Raw genomic sequence first — 21,029 nt, 5'->3', positions numbered from 1 at the left:
TACGAGGGCTTCCGGCCGGCACGCCGAGAGCACGCTCCCCCACTCTCGGCTTCGCTCGAGCGGGAGGGGCCCCCACGACGCCGCTCCTCACGGGCGAACCTTGACTGACGCGGCACTAGCCTCGACGGCGGCGGTCACGATCGCCCGGACCTGCGCGACGATGTCGAGCCGGTTGCGGACGAACTCGGGGTCGGTGACCTCCGTGGTGTTGCCCGCGGCGAACTGCAGCACCGGCGTGTGCACATGCCCGCCCGGCAGCCTGCCGTGCAGCCCCAGCCGGTCCCGCAGCAGCGTCGCGCGGTAGGCGATCTCGTTGGACAGGTAGTCCCCGCCGCCCCCGGCGCGCGCCGTCGACCCGGGCGTCGGCCCGTCCGGCCGTACGACGGCCTGGGTGCCGCCCGCCGGGATCTCGGTCACGGAGGTGTTGTCGTACACGGGGAAGCGGCCGGTGCCGGCGGCCACGATCGCCGCGTACGGCAGCGTCGTCGACGTCCACTGCGGCTGCGAGGCGGGGTCGGTGACCGGCACGGTCTCCGCCAGGCCGACGTTCTCGTTGTCCGCGAAGCCGCCCCGCCAGGCCCCGTTGGTCCGCTCGACGTCGAAGCGCCCGACCCGGCCCTGACTCACCGTCGCGAAGAGATCGACCTTCGGCAGGTGCGGCCGCAGCGTCCGCTCCACGGTTCCTTCGGTGAAGTCCCGCCAGCGCACCGGGAACACGGCGGTCTCCACCCGCGCCGGCCCGTCCGCCGTCCGGATCACCGTGCCGTCCAGTGCCAGCGCGGTGGCGCCGGAGGGGTTCGAGATCCGTATGTCCCGGTCCAGGGTGAACGGGTCGAACCCGGTGACCAGGACCCGCTTCATGCCCTTGCCGCGTGCGGGGTGGGCGATGTCGCCCTGCCCGCGGGAGGACCGCTCCAGCGCGTCCAGCAGCGCCGTCCGCCGCCGTTCGTCGAGCCCGAACGCGGGTTCCCAGCCCCGCAGTTCCCGCGTCATCCCGAGCCGCGCCCAGTACAGCGGCCGGTCGTCGTCCCGGCTGAGGTCGCCCGCGGCCGGTCCGCGCCCCTGCGCGCGTTCCACCGCCCGCCGCCACAGCGCCGCACCTTCCCGTGCGACGGTCCGGTGGGCCTGCCCGTAGGTCCGGGCCCCGTTCAGGGCCTCGGCGAACCCGGGCGCCACCGTGTCGAATCCGGACCGCCGCAGGATCTCCTGAGGGGCGGCCCGCTCCAGTCGCTGCTCCTCGACGGTGACGGTGGCAGCGGGTCCTGCCGAGGCGGTGCCGGGGGCCGCGAGCCCGGCCGTCAGGGCGAGTCCGAGCAGGCCGACACGAACACGTAGGGAATTCAAGGGACTTGGGGTCCTTCCGTCGCAGTGGGGTGCGGGGACGGCCGCAGTATCCCGTGACGGAAGGGGGCTACGCCATGGCGGGTGACGCGACGGGCGTCATTCCTCGCCCAGCAGCGCCAGGAAGTCCCGGAACGCCCCCGGCATGTCCACCGACTCGGGGTCCAGCAGCCACTGGTACTGCAGCCCGTCCATCACCGCCACCAGCAGCGGCGCGGTGCGCTCCGGCGTCAGCCCGTTCGGCAGCCGCTCGCCGTACTCGGCGCGCAGCACGGACGTCATGCTCTCCCGCACCCGGGCGTAGCGCTCCGTGAAGTAGGCCCGCGCCGGATGCCCCTCGGTGACGCTCTCGCCGAGCAGCGCGGAGAAGGTCTGCACGATGGCGGGCCGCATCGCGTTGTACTCCACCAGCGACGCCACCAGTTCCAGGCGCCACCGGTCGTCCGGCACGGCGTCCCACTGGTCCCGCTCCTCCAGCACGGCGACGAGCAGCGCGTCCTTGCTCGGGAAGTGGTGCAGCAGCCCCTGCTGGGTCAGCCCCACCCGCTCCGCCACGGCGGCAAGGCTCGCGCCCCGGTAACCGCGCTCGGCGATCACCTCCAGGGCGGCCCGGACGATCTCGGCCCGCCGTTCCTCGCTCCTGACCCGCGCGCTCATGGGGTCACGGTACGACATGCGCGCCCCGTGAAAATAACAGAAAGATAACAAAACCTACCGACTGCCAGGTCGCAGATGCACGATGGAGGGACCGCACGGACAGCAGCCACCGCACGGACTTCGACGAGGAGACACCTCCCATGGCGGGATCCCCGCGCACCACCCCGGCCGACCAGGCCCGTGAGGCAGCCGTCGAGGCCGCCCTGGGCAAGCTGGACCTCGACGCCAAGGCGCGCCTCCTGTCAGGCCAGGACTCCTGGACCCTGCCCGCCCTCCCCGAGATCGGCCTCGGCTCCCTCGTCATGTCCGACGGCCCCGTCGGCGTACGCGGGGTGCACTGGACCGCCCAGGACCCGTCCGTCGCCCTGCCCTCGCCCACCGCGCTCGCCGCCACCTGGGACCCCGCCCTGGCCCGCCGGGCGGGCGTCCTGCTCGCCCAGGAGGCCCGGCGCAAGGGCGTCCACGTCCTGCTGGCCCCCACGGTCAACCTGCACCGCTCCCCGCTCGGCGGCCGCCACTTCGAGGCGTACAGCGAGGACCCGTACCTCACCGGCCGGATCGGCGGCGGTTACGTCCAGGGGGTGCAGTCCGGCGGCGTGGGCACCACCGTCAAGCACTTCGTCGCCAACGACGCCGAGACCGACCGCTTCACGGTGGACAACGTCGTCGGCGCGCGTGCCCTGCGCGAGCTCTACCTGGCCCCCTTCGAGGCGATCGTCGAGAGCGCCCGCCCCTGGGGGATCATGACCGCCTACAACTCGGTCAACGGCACGACCATGACCGAGCACCACCACCTCGTGAACGAGGTCCTGCGCGGCGAATGGGGCTTCGACGGCGCCAACGTCTCCGACTGGACCGCCGCCCGCTCCACCACCGGCGCCGTCGAGGGCGGCCTCGACATCGCCATGCCCGGCCCCCGGACCGTCTACGGCGACGCCCTCGCACGCGCCGTACGGGACGGCCGGGTGGACGAGGCCAAGGTCGACGAGGCCGTGCGCAACGTCCTGCGCCTGGCCGCCCGGGCAGGCGTCCTGGACGGCGCCGCCCCGGCCGTCACCGAGCTCCCGGCCCCCGTCGACGGCACGGCCCTGGCCCGGGAGATCGCCCGCCGGTCCTTCGTCCTGGTCCGCAACGAGGGCGGCGTCCTGCCCCTGCGGCCCGGCAGGGTGGCCCTGATCGGCGCCGCCGCCCGCGACGCCCGGGTGCTCGGCGGCGGCTCCGCCACCGTCTTCCCCGACCACGTGGTCTCCCCGCTCGACGGCCTCACCGCCGCCCTGCCCGAGGGCGCGCTGCACTACGCCGTCGGCGCCGACCCCAACACCGAACTGTCCGTCGCCGCAAAGGGCTTCACGCTGCGCGCGATCTGCCGCGACGCGGACGGCGAGACCATCGGCACGGCCTTCGCCCCCGACGGCCAGATCCACTGGATGGGCACCGACCTGCCCGAGGGTGTCAGCCCCGACCGGCTGCGCACCGTCGAACTGACCGGCACCTTCACCCCGCGCGGGACCGGCACGCACACCTTCGGCCTGAAGGGTGTGGGCGCCTTCACCCTCACCGTCGACGGCACCACCCACTACGACGGCGTCCAGCGCCCCGCGCACGACGGCGACCCCTTCGCCGCCTTCTTCGGAGCCCCCGTCCCGCGCGCCCGGGCCGAACTCACCGCGGGCGAGCCGGTCGAGGTCTCCCTCACCCATGTCATCGACCTCCCGGACGGCGTGCCCATGAAGGTCGTCACCTTCGCCCTCGCCCACCAGGAGCCCCTGCGCGATCCCGACGAGCTGATCGCGGAGGCCGCCCGGGCCGCGGGCGCCGCGGACACGGCCGTCGTGGTGGTCGCCACCACCGATCGCGTCGAGTCCGAGGGCTTCGACCGCGCCGACCTGCGCCTGCCCGGCCGGCAGGACGACCTGGTCCGCGCCGTCGCGGCCGCCAACCCGCGCACGGTCGTGGTCGTCAACGCCGGCTCCCCGGTGGAACTGCCCTGGCGCGACGAGGTGGCGGCGGTGCTGCTGACCTGGTTCCCCGGCCAGGAGGGCGGCGCCGCCCTGGCCGACGTGCTCACGGGGGCGCACGAGCCGGGCGGCCGGCTGCCCACCACCTGGGGCCCGCTGGCGGACGCCCCGGTCACCGAGGTCGCCCCGACCGACGGCGAACTCCACTACGCCGAGGGCGTCTTCATCGGCTACCGCGCCTGGGAGAGGGCGGGCAGGACACCGACGTACCCCTTCGGCCACGGCCTCGGCTACACCGGATGGGCCTACGAGTCCCTGGAGATCGACGGCATGACGGTGAAGGTGCGCGTGCGCAACACCGGCGAGCGCCCCGGCCGCGAGACCGTGCAGGTCTACGTCGCCCCGGCCGGTCCCGGCGCCGGAGCGGGCGCCGAACGCCCGGCGCGCTGGCTGGCCGGCTTCGCGGTCGTCGAGGCGGCGCCGGGGGAGAGCGCCGAGGCCGTGGTCGAGCTTCCGCGCCGGACGTTCGAGATCTGGGACGAGGCGGCCGGCGCGTGGTCTTTTGTGAAGGGTTCGTACGAGATCCAGGCAGGTCGTTCGATCGCCGACCGCAGGATCACTCTGACGGCTACTGTCTGATCCAGGGCGATTCGTCCCACCGAGCAGCCCCGGTCCGGGACCTGACATCCGGGCCGGGGCTCAGGGGACGTCCTCGCGGCACCGGCGTCTCAGCGCGCCGAGAAGCCGTACACCGTCTCCGAGCGGAACACCTGACCCGGCCGCAGCTCGGTGCTCGGGAACTCCGGGCGGTTCGGCGAGTCCGGGAAGTGCTGGGTCTCCAGAGCGACACCGTCCCCCGGCGCGAACGGCCCGCTCAGGTGCTCGCCGGTGTACAGCTGGATCCCGGGCTCGGTGGTCGCCACCGTCAGCACCCGCCCGGACGCCGGGTCGGACAGCTCCGCCACCTCGACGGGCGTACCGGTCACGCCCTTGTCGAGGACGAAGTTGTGGTCGTAGCCGGACCCGGTCTTGCGGGCCGCCCGGAAGTCGAAGCGGGTCCCCTCGACCGGGGCGGTCCCGGTCGGGATCGCGTCGCCGTCCATGGGCGTGTAGCGCCCGGCGGCGATCCGCAGCTCGTGCCCGCCCGCGTCGCCGGACCCGCCGAGGTTCCAGTACGTGTGGTTCGTGAGGTTCACCACGGTCGGAGCGTCGGTGACCGCCTCGTAGGCGATCCGCAGCGCGCCGTCGTCGTCGAGCAGATAGGTCGCCGAGACCTCCAGCCGCCCCGGGAAGCCCTCCTCGCCGTGCCCGCTGACCCGGCTGAGGCGCAGACCGTGCTCGACCGGGGTGACGTCCCACACCCGCTTGTCGAAGCCGCGCTCACCGCCGTGCAGCGAGTTCGGCCCGTCGTTCTGCGCGAGGGCGTACGTCAGTCCGTCGAGCGGGAAGCGGCCGCCGGCGATCCTGTTGGCGTACCGCCCGACCAGGGCGCCCAAGTACGGCCCCGGGTGCTCCAGATAGCCCTCCAGCCCGGCGAACCCGAGCACCACGTCCGCCGTCCGCCCGTCCCGGTCCGGCAGCTCGACCGACTGCACGATCCCGCCGTACGACAGCACCCGCACCCGTACGCCCGCGCGCTCCAGGGTCCAGCGATGCACGGCCGTGCCGTCGGAAAGTGTTCCGAAGTGTTTGCTCATGAGCGAACTTTAAGGCTTGTGGCCGGTGACCTTCTGATAGGCGATCTCGGCCAGCCGTGCCTGACCGTCGGTGCTCGGGTGGAACCAGTCCCAGCGGCTCAACTGCGCCGTGCCGAACCGGTACTCGTAGACCGCGCCGTCGTCGTAGCGGCAGCGGGCGTCCGCCCGGCAGACCTCCGCCAGGACCTCGTTGTAGTTCACGACGCGCTGCTGCACCGTCGCGCGCCGCGCGTTGGCCGCCGCGTCCAGGGCGTCCGCGTCGCCCAGCATGGACGGGCAGATGCCCAGCTTCCACACCTGCTTGCCGAGCGGGTTCGTACGACCCTCGGACCACAGCCGCATCAGGTTCGGGATGCTCGCCACATAGACCTGAGCCTTGGGCAGGGCCTTGCGCAGGGTGCGCATCGCGTCCTGGAAGTCGGCGCGGAACTCGCCGACCGGTGTCATCGCCGAGGTCGAGGAACGGCAGGCGTCGTTCGCCCCCGTCATCACCGTCACCAGTTCCGGTCCGCGCGCCGCCGCCCGCTCCATCTGCTCCGGCAGGTCCGACATCATGGTCCCGCTCTCCGCGTGGTTCCAGCTGTGCGTGGCCACCCGTGAGGTGCCCAGCACCCGTACGGCGAGACTCCTCACCTCCGGACTGCTGCCGGTGGCCCAGGACACCTCGGGGCAGTCCGACAGCACCAGGCACGTGTTGAAACCCCGGGTGATGGAGTCACCGACGGCCGCGATCGAGGCGGGACTCGTGTCCCACACCACCGTCGGAGCCGCTTTCCGCTGGCGGCCGAGACCCGCCTCGTCCGGTGGGTCGCCGCCCACCACGCCGCAGCCGGTCAGTCCCACCACGGCCGCCGTGAGCACCGCCACCGCCGCCCGTACTCGCACCCGCTGTCCGCCCTTCCGCATCGTCCGCCTTCCCCCTCGCTCTCCCTCTCCCCTCCATGACAACCGGGAGGGCCCCCGCCCGCGCGCTGGGCAACGGGATACGCCCGTACAAGCGTCCCCATGGGTGAATGGCGGGAGTTTCCGGGCCGTGGGACCGACGGTACGTCACACTCCTTGCGCCGCCGCACGGTAGCCTCGCCATCAACGAGGCCGACCGGCCACGATCGCCCTGCCAGCCGCAACACGCCCGCTCAGCCCGGAGGTCCCGGTGACGACACGTGGAGTCCTGTACGTGCACTCCGCGCCGCGCGCGCTGTGCCCGCACGTCGAGTGGGCCGTCGCCGGGGTGCTCGGCACACGCGTCAACCTCGACTGGATCCGGCAACCGGCCGCGCCCGGCACCTGGCGCTCGGAGTTCTCCTGGCGGGGCGAGCCGGGCACGGCGTCGAAACTCGCCTCGGCCCTGCGCGGCTGGCAGATGCTCCGCTTCGAGGTGACCGCCGAGCCCTGCCCCACCGCCGAGGGCGAGCGCTACAGCTGCACCCCCGACCTCGGCATCTTCCACGCCGTCACCGGTATCCACGGCGACATCCTCATCCCCGAGGACCGCCTGCGCGCCGCCCTGGTGCGCGGCCGGCAGGGCGAGACGGACCTGGAGGCGGAGATCGCCAAGCTCCTCGGCAAGCCCTGGGACGACGAGTTGGAGCCCTTCCGCTACGCGGGCGAGGGCGCCCCGGTCCGCTGGCTCCACCAGGTGGTCTGAGACGCCCCCATGCGAAACGGCGACGGCCCGAACTCCTGACAAGGAGTTCGGGCCGTCGCCGCAAGAAAGGGATCAGACCGTCCGGAACGCCAGCACCACATTGTGGCCGCCGAATCCGAACGAGTCGTTCAGCGCCGCGATCCGCCCCTCGACGGGCAGCTTGCGCGCCTCGCCCCGCACCACGTCGGCGTTCGCCTCGGCCTCGGGGTCGAGGTTCTCGACGTTGATGGTCGGCGGAGCCACCCGGTGGTACAGCGCGAGCACGGTGGCGACCGTCTCGACACCGCCGGCACCACCCAGCAGATGCCCGGTCATCGACTTGGTCGCGGACACCGCCATGTGGTCGGCGTCGTCACCGAACACCTTCCGCAGCGCCTTCAGCTCGGCGATGTCACCGGCCGGCGTCGACGTGGCGTGCGCGTTGACGTGCATGATCTCGGCCGGGTCCAGGTCGGTCCGGTCGAGCAGGTTCTGCAGGGCGTGCGCGATACCGCGGCCCTCGGGCTCCGGCTGCACGATGTCGTGGCTGTCGGCGGAGATGCCCTGGCCGACCGCCTCGGCGTACACCCGGGCGCCCCGCTTCGCGGCGTGCTCGGCGGACTCCAGGACGACGACACCGGCGCCCTCACCTAGGACGAAGCCGTCGCGGGCGACGTCGTAGGGACGCGAGGCGCCCTGCGGGTCGTCGTTGTTCTTGGACATCGCCATCATGTTGCCGAACGCGGCGATCGGCAGCGGATGGATCGCCGCCTCCGTGCCACCGGCGACGACGACGTCGGCGCGGCCGGAGCGGATCATCTCGATGGCGTAGCCGATGGCCTCGGCGCCGGACGCGCACGCGGAGACCGGGGTGTGCACGCCCGCCCGGGCGCCCACGGCAAGGCCCACGTTCGCGGAGGGGCCGTTCGGCATCAGCATGGGGACGGTGTGCGGGGAGACGCGGCGTACGCCCTTCTCCTTGAGCACGTCGTACTGGTCGAGCAGCGTCGTCACGCCGCCGATGCCGGAGGCGACGACCGCGCCGAGCCGGTCCGGGTCGACCGCGGTGTCCTCGCCGGCCCTGGCCGTGAAGCCGGCGTCGGCCCACGCCTCCTGCGCGGCGATCAGCGCGAACTGCGCCGAGCGGTCCAGACGGCGGGCCTGCGGCCGCGGGATGGACTCGGTGGGCTCCACCGCGACCGGCGCGGCGATACGGACCGCCTGGTCGGCGGCCCACTCCTGCTCCAGGGGCTTGACGCCGGAACGTCCGGCGACCAGGCCCTCCCAGGTCGAGGCTGCGTCGCCACCCAGCGGTGTGGTTGCGCCGATACCGGTGACGACCACGGTGCGATTGGTCGGGCTCACGGGAATTCTTTCTCCAACGGATACGAGGATTCAGCGGCGCCACCGCCGGGTGGCGGGGCCGGGGACACCCGGCCCAAGGGGCCTTTAGGCCTGGTGCTTGAGGATGTACTCGGTCGCGTCGCCGACGGTCTTGAGGTTCTTGACGTCGTCGTCCGGGATCTTCACGTCGAAGCGCTCTTCGGCGGCGACGACGACCTCGACCATGGACAGCGAGTCGACGTCCAGGTCGTCGGTGAAGGACTTGTCCAGCTGGACGTCCTCGGTGGGGATCCCGGCGATCTCGTTCACGATCTCCGCGAGACCGGCGACGATCTCTTCCTGAGTGGCGGCCATGTCAGGCGCTCCTTCGTAGTGTTCCAGAGGGTGTGGCGGTGCTGCTTCCGTGCCGTATCGGCAAGATCCGGCACGGAGTGACTAGGGGAGAGTAACGACCGTCGCTGCGTAGGCGAGACCCGCCCCGAATCCGATGACGAGCGCGGTGTCGCCGCTCTTCGCCTCGCCGGTCGCCAGGAGCCGCTCCATCGCGAGCGGGATCGAGGCGGCCGAGGTGTTGCCGGTGGTACGGACGTCACGGGCGACCGTGACCGACTCCGGCAGCTTGAGTGTCTTCACCATCGAGTCGATGATCCGCTCGTTGGCCTGGTGCGGAATGAAGACGTCCAGTTCGTCCGGGCTGATGCCGGACACTTCCAGCGCCTGCTGCGCGATCTTCGCCATCTCGAAGACGGCCCAGCGGAACACCGCCTGGCCCTCCTGCGTGATGGCGGGGAACCGCTCGACCTCGCCGGCCCGGTAGTCCGTCCACGGCGTGGTCTGCTTGATGGTCTCGGACTTGTCGCCCTCGGAGCCCCACACCGTGGGGCCGATCGCCGGCTCCGCCGACGGCCCGACGACGACCGCGCCGGCGCCGTCGCCGAACAGGAAGGCCGTCGCGCGGTCCTCCAGGTCGGTCAGGTCGCTCAGCCGCTCGACGCCGATCACCAGCACGTACTCGGCGCTGCCCTCGACGATCAGGCCCTTGGCGAGGGTCAGGCCGTAGCCGAAGCCCGCGCAGCCCGCCGAGATGTCGAAGGCCGCGGCCTTGGCCGTGCCCAGCTTGTCGGCGATCTCGGTGGCGACGGCCGGGGTCTGCTTGAAGTGCGTGACGGTCGAGACGATCACCGCGCCGACCTGCTCGGCCGTGATCCCGGCGTCGGCGATCGCCTTGCCCGACGCCTCGATCGACATCGCGGCGACGGTCTCCTCGTCGTTCGCCCAGTGACGGGTCTCGATGCCGGAGCGCGAACGGATCCACTCGTCGGACGAGTCGATCGTCTCGAGGATCACCTCGTTCGGCACGACCCGGGTGGGCCGGTAGCCGCCCACGCCGAGAATCCGCGCGTACGGGGCACCCTTGCTGGGCTTGATCTTCGACATGTTGCAGTCGGCTCCTTAAGGCGTCAGCAGGGCGTCAGACGTGCTCGGCGATGAGCTCGCGGGCCGCGTCGATGTCGTCGGGGGTCTTCAGGGCCAGCGTCTTCACACCGGGCAGGGCGCGCTTGGCGAGACCCGTCAGGGTGCCGCCGGGGCACACCTCCAGCAGGGCGGTGACGCCCAGCTCCTGGAAGGTCTGCATGCACAGGTCCCAGCGGACCGGGTTCGCGACCTGGCCGACCAGCCGCTCGACGATCCCGGCGCCGGTCGACACCGTGCGGCCGTCGCAGTTCGACACGTACGTCAGCTTCGGGTCGGAGGGCGTCAGCTCCCGGGCCGCGGCGGCCAGCTTGTCGACGGCCGGTGCCATGTGCCGGGTGTGGAACGCGCCGGCCACCTTCAGCGGGACGACCTTGCGCACCCCCTCCGGCTTGTCCTCGTTCAGCGCGGCGAGCTGCTCCAGAGTGCCCGCGGCCACGATCTGCCCGGCACCGTTGACGTTCGCCGGGGTCAGGCCCAGCTTCTCCAGGTGCGGCACGGTGATCTCGGGGTCGCCGCCGAGCAGCGCCGACATCCCGGTCCGGGTGACCGCTGCGGCCTCCGCCATGGCCAGGCCCCGCTTGCGCACGAGGGTCAGCGCGGTGGTGTCGTCGAGGACACCGGCGAAGGCGGCGGCGGTGAACTCACCGACGCTGTGGCCCGCCACCGCGCCCGGCGAGATGTCACCGAGTGCCGCGGCCGAGAGGATCCCGGCGGCGACGAGCAGCGGCTGCGCCACGGCGGTGTCGCGGATCTCGTCCGCGTCGGCCTGGGTGCCGAAGTGGGCGAGGTCCAGTCCGATGGCGTCCGACCAGGAGGCGACCAGGTCGGCGGCACCGGGCAGTTCGAGCCAAGGGGTCAGGAAGCCGGGCGTCTGAGCGCCCTGGCCGGGAGCGACGAGTACGAGCACTCTCACACTCTCTCTTGGTTCCGGGCACGGCCGCCCGTGGGGACAAGAACGAAGAACGGCAGGGGGTTTTGTGGGCCCCCGACAAAAGCCTAGGGGTGGAGATCCCCGTCGGCCAGACGCCCCAGGATCAGCGCGATGCGCAGGGTGAACGCTGAACGTACATCGGATGGCGACCATCCGGTGACGTCAGTCACACGTCGAAGCCGGTAGCGCACGGTGTTGGGATGGACGAAGAGCATCCGGGCGGCGCCTTCGAGGCTGCTCGCCTGTTCCAGATAGACGCTGAGCGTCTCCAGGAGCGCGGAGCCGGCTTCCTCCAGCGGTCTGTAGATCTCCTCCACCAACTGCTCACGCGCGCTCGGGTCCGCGGCGATCGCGCGCTCCGGCAGCAGGTCGTCCGCCAGCACCGGGCGGGGCGCGTCCTGCCAGGCGGAACACGCCTTCAGGCCCGCGGCGGCGGCCTGCGCGGAGCGGGTCGCGGCCAGCAGGTCGGGCACGATCGGCCCGGCCACCACCGGACCCGCGGCGAAGGGCCCGATCAGCGACTTGGCGACGGCGAGCGGGTTGTCGATGCCGCCCGCGATGACGACGAGCCGGTCGCCGAGCACCCCGGTCAGCACCTGGAGCTTGGCATGCCGTGCCGCGCGCCGGATGGCCTCCACGGTCAGCTCGGAGTCACCCTCGGGTGCCGTGCCCAGCACCACGCACACATGCTCCGGGGCGTTCCAGCCCAGCGCCGCCGCCCGCGACACCGCGCCCTCGTCCGCCTCGCCGCTCAGCACGGCGTTCACGACCAGCGACTCCAGCCGCGCGTCCCAGGCGCCGCGCGCCTCGGCGGCCTGCGCGTACACCTGGGCGGTGGCGAAGGCGATCTCCCGGGCGTAGACCAGCAGCGCCTCCCGCAGGGTCCACTCGTCGCCGGGGGCGGCGACCTCGTCGATCGCGCTCTCCATGACCTCGATGGTGGTGCGCACCATCTCCACGGTCTGGCGCAGCGTGATCGCCCTGGTCAGCTCCCGCGGAGCGGTTCCGAAGACATCCGTGGAGATCGCCTGCGGGGCGTCCGGGTGCCGGAACCACTCGGTGAACGCGGCGATACCGGCCTGTGCGACCAGCCCGATCCAGGAACGGTTCTCCGGGGGCATGGCCCGGTACCACGGCAGCGTCTCGTCCATCCGCGCGATGGCCTGGGCGGCGAGACTGCCGGAGGACCGCTCCAGCCGCTTCAGGGTCGCGGAGTGCGGATGCACGCCGTGGGAGGCGGTCCGGGGGTTGCTGGTTTCGGGTTCGGGCACGGGACAAGACTGCCTTATCCGGACGCGGGCACGTGGCGCCGGGTGGGCATGAGGGACTCGGGCGCGGGCTCCGGCGTACGCGGGGCGCGCCGAGCGGGGGTGCCCGGCGGGTTCCGGGAGGGTCCGGGCGGGCCCGGCGGCGGCCATTCCGGCGGGGTGCCCGCCGCGCCGGGGGACCGGTTCCGCGACCGGTCCCGGTCTCCCGGAGCGGATCACGCCGGGGGTGCGGCTCGCGGCCGGCCGACCGGCCGGCCGTGCGGTGGGTGCGGTGGGGTGGCGGGGCGTCGGACGGTGTCGTTCGTCGGCGGTGCCGGGAGGGGAGCGGTGGGTGGCGGGGCGTCGGACGGTGTGGCTTGGCGGCGGTGTCGGGAGGGGGTGCGGTGGTGTGCCGCGGCGCCGCGCGGTGCGGTTCGTGGCCGCTCCTCGCGGGGCTACCGTGGTGTCCGTGATGGACGTACGGCGCGCCGGCGAGCGCTACCCCGGGGGCGACGCGGGGGCCGGGATCGAGTCCCGGCACGCCTTCTCCTTCGGCCCCCACTACGACCCCGGCAATCTGCGCTTCGGCGCCCTGATCGCCTGCAACGAGGAACGTCTCGCCGTCGGCGCCGGGTTCGCCGAGCATCCGCACAGCCACACCGAGATCGTCACCTGGGTCGCCGAGGGCGAGCTGACGCACCGTGACTCCGCCGGGTACGAGACGGTCGTCCGCGCCGGTGACGTGCAGCGGCTGAGCGCGGCGTCCGGCGTCCGGCACGTCGAACGCAACGACGGCGAGGGCCCGTTGACCTTCGTGCAGATGTGGCTCGCCCCGCTCTCGCCGGGCGGTGACCCGGCGTACGAGATCGTCCGCGGCATCGCGGACGCGACCCCGTACGCGGTCCCGGAGGCCGGCGCGATGCTTCATGTGCGGCGCCTGGCGCCGGGCGAACGCACGGCGGTCCCGGACGCCCCGCACGTCTACGTCCACGTGGTCCACGGCGAGGTCGCACTGGACGCCGAGCGTCTCGGCCCCGGTGACGCGGCCCGCGTCACGGACGCGAAGGACGTGGAGGTGACCGGAGTGACACCGGCGGAGGTGCTGGTGTGGGAGATGACCTGACGGCCGTCAGGTCAGCGCGCCCGGGTCTCCGCCAGCACCGCGTCCGTGAGCGGCGGCCACGCCTCGACCGCCCAGGGCCCGAAGGCCCGGTCCGCCAGGGCGACGCAAGCCAGCTCCGCGTCCGGGTCGATCCACAGGAACGTACCGGACTGGCCGAAGTGCCCGAACGTGCGGGGTGACGAGGAAGCCCCCGTCCAGTGAGGAGACTTGGAGTCGCGGATCTCGAAGCCGAGACCCCAGTCGTTCGGGTTCTGGAGCCCGTACCCGGGGAGCACGCCCTTCGTCCCGGGGTACTGCACGCTCATCGCCTCGGCGACCGTGCGCGGGTCGAGCAGACGCGGCGACTGGACCTCGGCGGCGAACCGCAGCAGGTCCTCGACCGTCGAGACGCCGTCCTTCGCCGCAGAGCCCTCCAGGGACGTCGACGTCATGCCCAGCGGCTCCAGCACGGCCTGGCGCAGATACTCCCCGAACGGGATGTCGGTCGCCTTGGCGACATGGTCCCCGAGCTGCTCGAACCCGGCGTTGGAGTACAGCCGCCGCTCCCCGGGCGGCGCGGTCGTCCGGTGCTCGTCGAAGGCCAGTCCCGAGGTGTGCGCCAGCAGATGACGGACCGTCGACGCGGGCGGGCCGGCCGGCTCGTCGAAGTCGACCGCGCCCTCCTCGTACGCGACCAGCACGGCGTACGCGGCCAGCGGCTTGGTCACCGAGGCCAGCGGGAACCGCCGATCCGCCGGACCCCGCACCCCCAGCACCGTGCCGTCGGCCCGTACGACTCCCGCGGCGGCGGTGGGCACCGGCCAGCTGTCGATCAACCCCAAGCTCTCCAAGGACATGCCCCGACCTTAGTCCCGCTCGGAGCGCCGGCCGTACGAAGGGGCCCGGGTCCGGGCGAGGCACCGCGTCTTCCCGGAGCCACTTTCCGCACGGGCTTGCCTGGAGCGCACTCCAAGGTCATAGCGTGGGACGCATGACGGTGATGCAGACCACGGCAGCAGCCACCGAGCGGGCCCTGGAACGGGCCCCGGAAGCGTCCCCCGAGGAGGGCGCCACCCGCACCGACATCTGCTCCGCCCCACCCCGCCGGCATCCCCGGCCCGACGGCCAGGACCGCTACACGATCAGCGAGGTCGTCGCCTTCACCGGCCTGTCGGCGCACACCCTGCGGTGGTACGAGCGGATCGGTCTGATGTCCCACATCGACCGCTCGCACACCGGCCAACGGCGTTACAGCAACCGCGATCTGGACTGGCTGGACCTCGTCGGCAAACTGCGCCTGACCGGCATGCCGGTGGCCGACATGGTGCGGTACGCGGAGCTGGTGCGCGCGGGCGACGGCACCTACGAGGAGCGCCGCGAGCTCCTGGAGACGACCCGCCGGGACGTTTTGGAACGGATCGCCGAACTCCAGGACACTCTCGCCGTGCTCGACCGCAAGATCAGCTTCTACGGCGACGCGGGCCGCGCGCAGGGGCCGCGCGCGTGACACGGAGGGGAGAGCGCCGCAGCGGTCGCTGTTCGGCCGGGGCATCGAGACGGACGTCGCGCCGGCCGCCCGTGACCGTGACCTGGGAGTCGCCCCGGTCCCGTACTCCCCGCTCCGGCGCGGCTTCCTCACCGGTTCGTTCGTGAACGCCGAACCCGGCCTCACCGCCGCCGACTTCCGCCGACAGCGGCACCGCTCCAGGGCGGGAACGGCGAGCCCGGGAACCGCGCGACCAGCCGCGCGGACCCGCGCCCGCCGTCAGAGCTCGGCCAGCAACTCGGCCTTCTTGCGGGAGAACTCCTCGTCGGTGACCAGCCCGGCCCGGTGCAACTCCCCCAGATGCCGGATCCGTTCGGCGATGTCCGCGGGATCGCGCCGGGGAGCGGCGACCGGGGCCGTCACCGATCCGGCCGTGCGTGAGCGGACCGCGTGCAGCACCGCGGCGGCGAACGGCAGCGACTCGTGCACAGGCCCGTACCCCAGCCCGAAGACCACCGCCGCCGGGTCCTGGTCGGCTTGCGCCGGCTGCTCCCCGGCATCCCGCGGCAGCAGCCGTAGATGCCCCTCGAAGACCTCCGGCGACCACCACTCCACACCGCTGAGGTCCTCGACGGCGAACTTCTGGTCCCCGGCCTTCCACTTCGCCGACGACGCCCCCGTCCAGAACCACCGGAACACCACCGACGTCCCGTCGAACGACGCCTTCGCGTCGTACGCCTTGAACTGCAACGGCGGCTCGGGCGCGGCCACGAGATGCCGGTCCGCCGGCCCCGCCGGGGTCAGCAGCGCCCGCAGCTCGTCCGCGTAGTACTCGGCCAGCGTCTCCCGTTCGGCGGGCAGCACCAGCCGATAGGGATCGCTGCCGTCCTTCAACTGCCCAGCCGCCGCCTCGATCAGGGGATCGGCCCCCGGGCGTGGCTCGGCCCGCAGCACGACGGTCCCGCGCCGTCCGGGCGAGAGCGTCACCCCTTGCAGCGCCGACAGCGGGACCCGGCGCTCGCCGAGCGCCTGGAACAACTTGGGTGCCCGAATCCCCCGTTCGTAGCGGATGAGCACGGAGTCGGACTCGAACTCCCAGGTGGCATGAAATCCGGCCAGTACGTCACCCATACGGCTCATCGTATGCGGCACCCGCTCTTTCGTCCCCTCCCCGCGCGGACCGCGGTTCCCGCGCTTCTACGCGCGTCCGGCAGTCGACGTGCCGGACAGACCCGCCCGGCACGTGCCCGTGTCGTCGGCGCAGTCCACCGCGCGGTACGCGCCGACCCCGATCTCGGCGAAGTTGGCGAGGCTGCCCGTGCCCGGTTCGAAATATCCGGCGTGGCCCTGGGCGCCGCGCGCTGACAGCAGGCGCGCCCCGAACGCGGCGGACATCGGATCGGCCCCGTGCCCGAGCCCGCCGAACTCCAGGTACGGCACGTCCTGGATCCAGTCGTCGGCGTCCCGCATCGCCCATACGTGCGCGGAGGTGCGCAGTTGCCCGGCGTCGGTGACGCGCATCCCGGGACTTCCGGCCACCGCTATGTCGGACACCCGGGCCGGCAGGGCGTGCGCGGCGACCCCGCAGACCACGGAGCCGTAGCTGTGGCAGAACAGCGAGACCGGCGCCTTCCCGGGCAGCGCGCGCACCAGCGCGTTCAGCCGGATCGCCCCGTCCTCGGCGCGCATCGCGGTGGCCGACTCCATGCCGAGTCCGCCGGGCGCGGTGTAGTCGGCCCAGGCGATCACGGCGGTGCGCGTCGAGGCGCTGACGGCGCGCTCGGCGGCGTAGAGGGACTCGGCCATGCCGACCGGGGCGGCGTAGCGGCGGTCGGTGCGCTGGAAGGTGAGCAGGTCGGTGTCGACGCCGGGCACGACGACGGAGATCCGCTCGGCCCGGTCGAGGTCGCCGAACACCTCGGCGATCCGGCCCGAGCCGCCGGGGTCGAAGGCCAGGATGTGCCGGTCCGTGTGCATCAGCGCCGCGAAGCGGTGCATGCGGCGGCCCGCCTCGTGCTGGCCGGCGGGACTGAGCCGGGCGTCGTGCATGCGTGCGCGCTCGATCGTGCGGGCCTGGCCGAGGGCGATGCGGTTGGCCCGGTAGCGCAGCTCGACGGGGGCGCCGTTCATGTTGCCGACCGCGAGCGGGTAGCGGCGGGCCAGCGAGGCGTGCTGCCCGTCCGTGAGCGTGTCGAAGAAGGCGGCGAGCCGGCCGGGCGCGCCGTCCGGGTCCGGGAGCCGGTGTCCGTCCACGCGGCCGCTCTCCCAGGCGGCCAGGGAGAGCTGGAGCGGCGTGTCCGCCCGCTGGTTGCGCAGCGCGGTCCAGCCGGTGGTCGCCAGCATCACGAACACCACGGCCAGCGCCAGCAGGGCGCGCCAGACGCTGAGTGAGGGGGAGGTGTCGAAGGAAGTCACTGGGAGGACACACTAGGAGAACGGGAGGGTCTCGCGTGAACCGTGTGTCGCGGATCACGTTTGACGAAAGTCATCTGATCGCGCGGCGTGATGACCTCGGCACTCCGCTGCGCGCGGGTCCGTGCCCGCCCGTTCGCCCGGGTCCCCGGGCCGCCCGTCGCCGGGCCCGGTTCAGCGCTTGCGCCAGTCGCCGGCCAGGACCGGTCCCACCTGATCGAGGTACGCGGCGGTCAGCGACCGCATCGCCTCCAGGCTGACGTCCGGGCCGGTGCTCCAGAGCCGTTCGGTCACCCTGATGACCCCGCCGAAGACGGCCACCGCCACCCGGGGACGCGGATCGGCGTCCACGTCCAGGCCCTCCCGCTCCGCGATCAGCCGCGCCATCTGCTCCTCCGTCTCCGCCGACCGGCGCAGATGCGCCGCGAGCAGGACGGGCGTCGACTCGATCACCCGGTACATCCGCAGGTACTGCTCGACCGGGACGACCGCCTCGATGACCTCGCTGATGCGGTCCCAGCCGTCGAGCACCGCGCGGCGCAGCGCCTCCATCGGCGGCTCGTGCGGCGGGCGGGCGCGCACCGCCTCCACGAAGTGCGCCACCGTCATCGTCTCCAGGGCGAGGGCGGCGTCCTCCTTCCCGGAGAAGTAGCGGAAGAAGGTCCGCTGCGAGACGTCGACGGCCGCGGCGATCTCGTCGACGGTGGTGTGGTCGTAGCCGCGTGTGGTGAACAGCTCCACCGCCGCGCGCAGCAGCGCGTCCCGAGTGAGCTGTTTCTTGCGTTCGCGCAGGCCCGGCCGCGGCCCTGACCGTGTGGTGCCGACCGTGTCCATGACGCCTCTCCCGCGAACTGTTCTACCTGATCAGGCTATATGTCAGTGTCGTGACAGTTACCGACTTGTGAACTGGTTTGTCAACTGTCAGTGACTGTCATTAGTCTCGAAGGTATGACTAGTCAGACCACCATCGACAAGACGGGACCGGGGGATCGGGCGCCGGCCGCCCCGTCGGACCCGGCGCCGGTCAAGGGCCTGCGCGGCCATCCCTGGCTCACCCTCATCACCGTCGCCGTGGGCGTCATGATGGTGGCCCTCGACGGCACCATCGTCGCCATCGCCAACCCGGCCATCGCCACCGATCTGAAGGCCAGTTGGGCCGAGGTCCAGTGGATCACCAACGCCTACTTCCTCGCCCTCGCGGTCTCCCTGATCACCGCGGGCAAGCTCGGTGACCGCTTCGGCCACCGGCAGACGTTCCTGATCGGCGTGGTCGGCTTCGCCGCGGCCTCGGGGGCCATCGGCCTGTCCGACAGCATCGCCGCGGTCATCGTCTTCCGTGTCTTCCAGGGCCTGTTCGGGGCCCTGCTGATGCCGGCCGCGCTCGGTCTGCTGCGGGCGACCTTCCCGGCCGAGAAGCTCAACATGGCGATCGGCATCTGGGGCATGGTCATCGGTGCCTCGACCGCCGGCGGCCCGATCCTCGGCGGTGTGCTGGTCGAGCACGTCAACTGGCAGTCGGTGTTCTTCATCAACGTGCCGGTGGGCATCCTCGCCCTCGTCCTCGGCACGCTGATCCTCACCGACCACCGCGCGAAGAACGCCCCGCGCTCCTTCGACCTGCTGGGCATCGCCCTGCTGTCGAGTGCGATGTTCTGCCTGGTCTGGGCCCTGATCAAGGCGCCCGAGTGGGGCTGGGGCGCGGGCCGGACGTGGACCTTCGTCGCCGTCTCGGTGGCGGGCTTCGTGCTCTTCGCCCTCTGGGAGAAGCGGGTCCGCGAGCCGCTGATCCCGCTGGGCCTGTTCCGCTCCGTCCCGCTGTCCGCGGGTGTCGTCCTCATGGTCCTGATGGCCATCGCCTTCATGGGCGGCCTGTTCTTCGTGACGTTCTATCTGCAGAACGTGCACGGTCTGAGCCCCGTGGACGCCGGCCTGCACCTGCTTCCGCTCACCGGCATGATGATCGTCGGCTCGCCGCTCGCGGGCGCGATGATCACCAAGACGGGCCCGCGGCTGCCGCTGGCCCTCGGCATGGCCTGCACCGCGCTCGCCATGTACGGCATGTCCACCCTGGACAAGGGCACCGGCAGCGCCGTCATGTCGCTCTGGTTCGCCCTGCTGGGCCTCGGTCTCGCGCCGGTCATGGTCGGTGCCACCGAGGTCATCGTCGGCAACGCGCCGATGGAGCTCTCCGGAGTCGCCGGTGGTCTTCAGCAGGCGGCGATGCAGATCGGCGGCAGCCTCGGCACCGCGGTGCTGGGTGCCGTGATGGCCTCGAAGGTCGACGGCGACCTGCCGGGCAACTGGACCGACGCGGGACTTCCGCCGCTCACCCCGGAGCAGCAGGGGCAGGCCGCCGAGGCGGTCCAGCAGGGTGTCGCCCCGGTGCCGCCGGGCACGCCGGAAGCCGTCGCCGCGAAGATCACGGACGTCGCGCACGAGACCTTCATCTCCGGTATGAGCCTGGCCTCGCTGGTCGCGGCCGGCGTCGCGGCGGTGGCGGTGCTGGTGGCGTTCCTGACCAAGCGCGGCGAGAACGCCGAGGCGGGCGCGGGAGCGGCGCACATCTGAGGACACTCACCTATCAGGGTGACGCTCCGGAGGATGCCTCCCTCCCGTACGCGCCGCAGGTCACAGTGGGTCAAGCCCTCCGTACCGCATGGTCCGCCACCCCCTGCGTACGGGGATCAGGGCGACCGGGCTGCGGCGCGCTGCCGGAGGGGGGCGGCGCGCCGGCAGACCGGGAGGCATGGAACGCGCGGTGGGGGTACTCGCCCCGCCGGCCCGAAAGCACGGCGAGGTCCGGGGCGCCGGTGGACCGACGACCGCGAGCCGGCTGCCGGGCCGCCGGATCCTCTGAGCCGGGGGGAGTGGGAGTGGGCCCCCGGCACGGCGCCGGGGGCCCACTCACGGCTGCCGCTCCTTCGCCGGGCCCGGCACCACCACCGGCCCCGACAGCGCGGCGACCTGCGCCCGCAGCGCGCGCACCTCCTCGGTCAGCGCGGTGATGGCCTCGGTCTGCCGCCGCTCCTCCGCGTCGTCCCTCTCGAACCGGGATATGAACCACGCGGCGATGTTCGCGGTCACCACACCGAGCAGCGCGATTCCCGACAGCATCAGCCCCACCGCCAGCAGCCGCCCCACCCCGGTCGTCGGCGCGTGGTCCCCGTACCCCACGGTCGTCATCGTCGTGAACGACCACCACACCGCGTCACCCAGCGTCCGGATGTTCCCACCGGGCGCGTCCCGTTCCACGGACAGCACGGCCAGCGACCCGAACATCAGCAGCCCCACCACCGTGCCCGCGACGTACGTCGTCAGCCGTATCTGGGAGGCCATCCGGGCCCGTCGCCCCACCAGCAGCAGGGTCGACACCAGCCGCAGCAACCGCAGGGGCTGCAGCAGCGGCAGCACCACCGCGCACAGATCCATCCAGTTCCGCCGTACGAACGTCCGCCGGTCCGTCGTCAGCCACAGCCGCACCACGTAGTCGAGGGCGAACGCCGCCCACACCACCCACTCCACGACGAGACAGGCCGTCGTCAGGGTTTTCCCCGCAGAACCGTCCACGATCGGCACCGCGTAGGCGGCGGCGAACAGGACGGCCAGCGCCAGCAGCGGCCGTTGAGTACGCCGCTCCCACCGCAGCTGTGCCGATTGCTCCTTCATGCCCGCATCGTAAGGAACGCGTCGAGGGCGGCGAGGCCAGGGCCTCACCGCCCTCGAAACCGGGCGAACCGTCCGAACCGGCCGG

The 21,029-nt window shown here is 72.6% G+C and carries 19 protein-coding genes; 5 read left to right on the top strand and 14 right to left on the bottom strand.

Annotation, left to right across the window (positions count from 1 at the left end):
* Window positions 1–87 precede the first annotated feature (87 nt).
* A complete protein-coding gene (locus ACWCPM_RS29020; RefSeq protein ID WP_450979220.1) occupies window positions 88–1,344 on the bottom strand; it encodes a pyroglutamyl peptidase in 1,257 nt (418 codons plus the stop codon).
* A gap of 96 nt (window positions 1,345–1,440) precedes the next feature.
* Window positions 1,441–2,016 carry a TetR/AcrR family transcriptional regulator gene (locus ACWCPM_RS29015; protein ID WP_450979219.1) on the bottom strand — a complete coding sequence of 192 codons (576 nt, stop codon included), beginning with the start codon at window positions 2,014–2,016 and terminating at the stop codon, window positions 1,441–1,443.
* 122 nt (window positions 2,017–2,138) lie between these two features.
* On the opposite strand from ACWCPM_RS29015, the gene ACWCPM_RS29010 reads away from it, so the two are divergent.
* Window positions 2,139–4,595, top strand: coding sequence for a beta-glucosidase H (locus ACWCPM_RS29010; protein ID WP_450979218.1), 2,457 nt, complete (start codon window positions 2,139–2,141; stop codon window positions 4,593–4,595).
* 89 nt (window positions 4,596–4,684) lie between these two features.
* On the opposite strand, the gene ACWCPM_RS29005 is transcribed toward ACWCPM_RS29010, so the two are convergent.
* Window positions 4,685–5,653, bottom strand: a complete 969-nt coding sequence (locus ACWCPM_RS29005) for an aldose epimerase family protein (RefSeq protein ID WP_450979217.1) — start codon at window positions 5,651–5,653, stop codon at window positions 4,685–4,687.
* A gap of 9 nt (window positions 5,654–5,662) precedes the next feature.
* A complete protein-coding gene (locus tag ACWCPM_RS29000; protein WP_450979216.1) occupies window positions 5,663–6,559 on the bottom strand; it encodes an SGNH/GDSL hydrolase family protein in 897 nt (298 codons plus the stop codon).
* A 247-nt stretch (window positions 6,560–6,806) separates the two neighbouring features.
* On the opposite strand from ACWCPM_RS29000, the gene ACWCPM_RS28995 reads away from it, so the two are divergent.
* Window positions 6,807–7,301 (top strand): DUF3145 domain-containing protein, encoded by a 495-nt coding sequence (locus tag ACWCPM_RS28995; RefSeq protein WP_450979215.1) that lies wholly within the window; start codon window positions 6,807–6,809, stop codon window positions 7,299–7,301.
* Between the two features lie 72 nt (window positions 7,302–7,373).
* Here the strand turns inward: ACWCPM_RS28995 and fabF are convergent, their stop codons facing one another.
* From fabF to ACWCPM_RS28970, 5 genes are all read right to left on the bottom strand, one after another.
* Window positions 7,374–8,645, bottom strand: a complete 1,272-nt coding sequence (gene fabF / locus ACWCPM_RS28990) for a beta-ketoacyl-ACP synthase II (protein WP_450979214.1) — start codon at window positions 8,643–8,645, stop codon at window positions 7,374–7,376.
* An 84-nt stretch (window positions 8,646–8,729) separates the two neighbouring features.
* On the bottom strand, window positions 8,730–8,978 hold the full coding sequence (locus ACWCPM_RS28985) for an acyl carrier protein (RefSeq protein WP_181659766.1): 249 nt from the start codon (window positions 8,976–8,978) through the stop codon (window positions 8,730–8,732).
* A gap of 81 nt (window positions 8,979–9,059) precedes the next feature.
* A complete protein-coding gene (locus ACWCPM_RS28980) occupies window positions 9,060–10,061 on the bottom strand; it encodes a beta-ketoacyl-ACP synthase 3 (RefSeq protein WP_450979213.1) in 1,002 nt (333 codons plus the stop codon).
* A gap of 34 nt (window positions 10,062–10,095) precedes the next feature.
* On the bottom strand, window positions 10,096–11,007 hold the full coding sequence (locus tag ACWCPM_RS28975; RefSeq protein WP_450979212.1) for an ACP S-malonyltransferase: 912 nt from the start codon (window positions 11,005–11,007) through the stop codon (window positions 10,096–10,098).
* An 89-nt stretch (window positions 11,008–11,096) separates the two neighbouring features.
* Window positions 11,097–12,302, bottom strand: a complete 1,206-nt coding sequence (locus tag ACWCPM_RS28970) for a PucR family transcriptional regulator (RefSeq protein ID WP_450979211.1) — start codon at window positions 12,300–12,302, stop codon at window positions 11,097–11,099.
* Window positions 12,303–12,750: 448 nt separating this feature from the next.
* Between ACWCPM_RS28970 and ACWCPM_RS28965 the strand changes: the two genes are divergently transcribed.
* Window positions 12,751–13,401, top strand: a complete 651-nt coding sequence (locus ACWCPM_RS28965) for a pirin family protein (protein ID WP_450979221.1) — start codon at window positions 12,751–12,753, stop codon at window positions 13,399–13,401.
* Between the two features lie 11 nt (window positions 13,402–13,412).
* Here ACWCPM_RS28965 and ACWCPM_RS28960 read toward each other — a convergent pair whose 3' ends face one another.
* Complete coding sequence (locus ACWCPM_RS28960; protein ID WP_450979210.1) at window positions 13,413–14,237, bottom strand: serine hydrolase domain-containing protein; 825 nt, start codon at window positions 14,235–14,237, stop codon at window positions 13,413–13,415.
* A gap of 134 nt (window positions 14,238–14,371) precedes the next feature.
* Here ACWCPM_RS28960 and ACWCPM_RS28955 point away from each other — a divergent pair, with 134 nt between their 5' ends.
* Complete coding sequence (locus ACWCPM_RS28955) at window positions 14,372–14,887, top strand: MerR family transcriptional regulator (protein WP_450979209.1); 516 nt, start codon at window positions 14,372–14,374, stop codon at window positions 14,885–14,887.
* A gap of 258 nt (window positions 14,888–15,145) precedes the next feature.
* On the opposite strand, the gene ACWCPM_RS28950 is transcribed toward ACWCPM_RS28955, so the two are convergent.
* From ACWCPM_RS28950 to ACWCPM_RS28940, 3 genes are all read right to left on the bottom strand, one after another.
* Entirely contained in the window at window positions 15,146–15,997 is an 852-nt protein-coding gene (locus tag ACWCPM_RS28950; RefSeq protein WP_450979208.1) for a DUF4429 domain-containing protein, read from the bottom strand.
* Between the two features lie 66 nt (window positions 15,998–16,063).
* On the bottom strand, window positions 16,064–17,281 hold the full coding sequence (locus ACWCPM_RS28945) for an alpha/beta hydrolase (RefSeq protein ID WP_450979207.1): 1,218 nt from the start codon (window positions 17,279–17,281) through the stop codon (window positions 16,064–16,066).
* 171 nt (window positions 17,282–17,452) lie between these two features.
* Complete coding sequence (locus ACWCPM_RS28940; RefSeq protein ID WP_450979206.1) at window positions 17,453–18,112, bottom strand: TetR family transcriptional regulator; 660 nt, start codon at window positions 18,110–18,112, stop codon at window positions 17,453–17,455.
* Window positions 18,113–18,226: 114 nt separating this feature from the next.
* On the opposite strand from ACWCPM_RS28940, the gene ACWCPM_RS28935 reads away from it, so the two are divergent.
* Window positions 18,227–19,846, top strand: a complete 1,620-nt coding sequence (locus tag ACWCPM_RS28935) for an MFS transporter (RefSeq protein WP_450979205.1) — start codon at window positions 18,227–18,229, stop codon at window positions 19,844–19,846.
* A gap of 336 nt (window positions 19,847–20,182) precedes the next feature.
* Here ACWCPM_RS28935 and ACWCPM_RS28930 read toward each other — a convergent pair whose 3' ends face one another.
* Window positions 20,183–20,944 carry a potassium channel family protein gene (locus ACWCPM_RS28930; RefSeq protein WP_450979204.1) on the bottom strand — a complete coding sequence of 254 codons (762 nt, stop codon included), beginning with the start codon at window positions 20,942–20,944 and terminating at the stop codon, window positions 20,183–20,185.
* Between the last annotated feature and the right edge of the window lie 85 nt (window positions 20,945–21,029).

The sequence above is a fragment of the Streptomyces sp. NPDC002309 genome, from assembly GCF_053593375.1.
Note: the sequence above shows the minus strand (reverse complement) of the source record. Positions and strands in the feature narration are given on the sequence as shown.

Bases quoted from the DNA above. Each gene is read 5' to 3' on its own strand.
- ACWCPM_RS28980 (WP_450979213.1), bottom strand. From the start codon at position 10,061: ATGTCGAAGATCAAGCCCAGCAAGGGTGCCCCGTACGCGCGGATTCTC.
- ACWCPM_RS28930 (WP_450979204.1), bottom strand. From the start codon at position 20,944: ATGAAGGAGCAATCGGCACAGCTGCGGTGGGAGCGGCGTACTCAACGG.
- ACWCPM_RS29005 (WP_450979217.1), bottom strand. From the start codon at position 5,653: ATGAGCAAACACTTCGGAACACTTTCCGACGGCACGGCCGTGCATCGC.
- ACWCPM_RS29015 (WP_450979219.1), bottom strand. From the start codon at position 2,016: ATGTCGTACCGTGACCCCATGAGCGCGCGGGTCAGGAGCGAGGAACGG.
- ACWCPM_RS28965 (WP_450979221.1), top strand. From the start codon at position 12,751: ATGGACGTACGGCGCGCCGGCGAGCGCTACCCCGGGGGCGACGCGGGG.
- ACWCPM_RS29010 (WP_450979218.1), top strand. From the start codon at position 2,139: ATGGCGGGATCCCCGCGCACCACCCCGGCCGACCAGGCCCGTGAGGCA.
- ACWCPM_RS28940 (WP_450979206.1), bottom strand. From the start codon at position 18,112: ATGGACACGGTCGGCACCACACGGTCAGGGCCGCGGCCGGGCCTGCGC.
- ACWCPM_RS28955 (WP_450979209.1), top strand. From the start codon at position 14,372: ATGACGGTGATGCAGACCACGGCAGCAGCCACCGAGCGGGCCCTGGAA.
- ACWCPM_RS28935 (WP_450979205.1), top strand. From the start codon at position 18,227: ATGACTAGTCAGACCACCATCGACAAGACGGGACCGGGGGATCGGGCG.
- ACWCPM_RS28985 (WP_181659766.1), bottom strand. From the start codon at position 8,978: ATGGCCGCCACTCAGGAAGAGATCGTCGCCGGTCTCGCGGAGATCGTG.
- ACWCPM_RS28960 (WP_450979210.1), bottom strand. From the start codon at position 14,237: ATGTCCTTGGAGAGCTTGGGGTTGATCGACAGCTGGCCGGTGCCCACC.
- ACWCPM_RS28950 (WP_450979208.1), bottom strand. From the start codon at position 15,997: ATGGGTGACGTACTGGCCGGATTTCATGCCACCTGGGAGTTCGAGTCC.
- ACWCPM_RS29000 (WP_450979216.1), bottom strand. From the start codon at position 6,559: ATGCGGAAGGGCGGACAGCGGGTGCGAGTACGGGCGGCGGTGGCGGTG.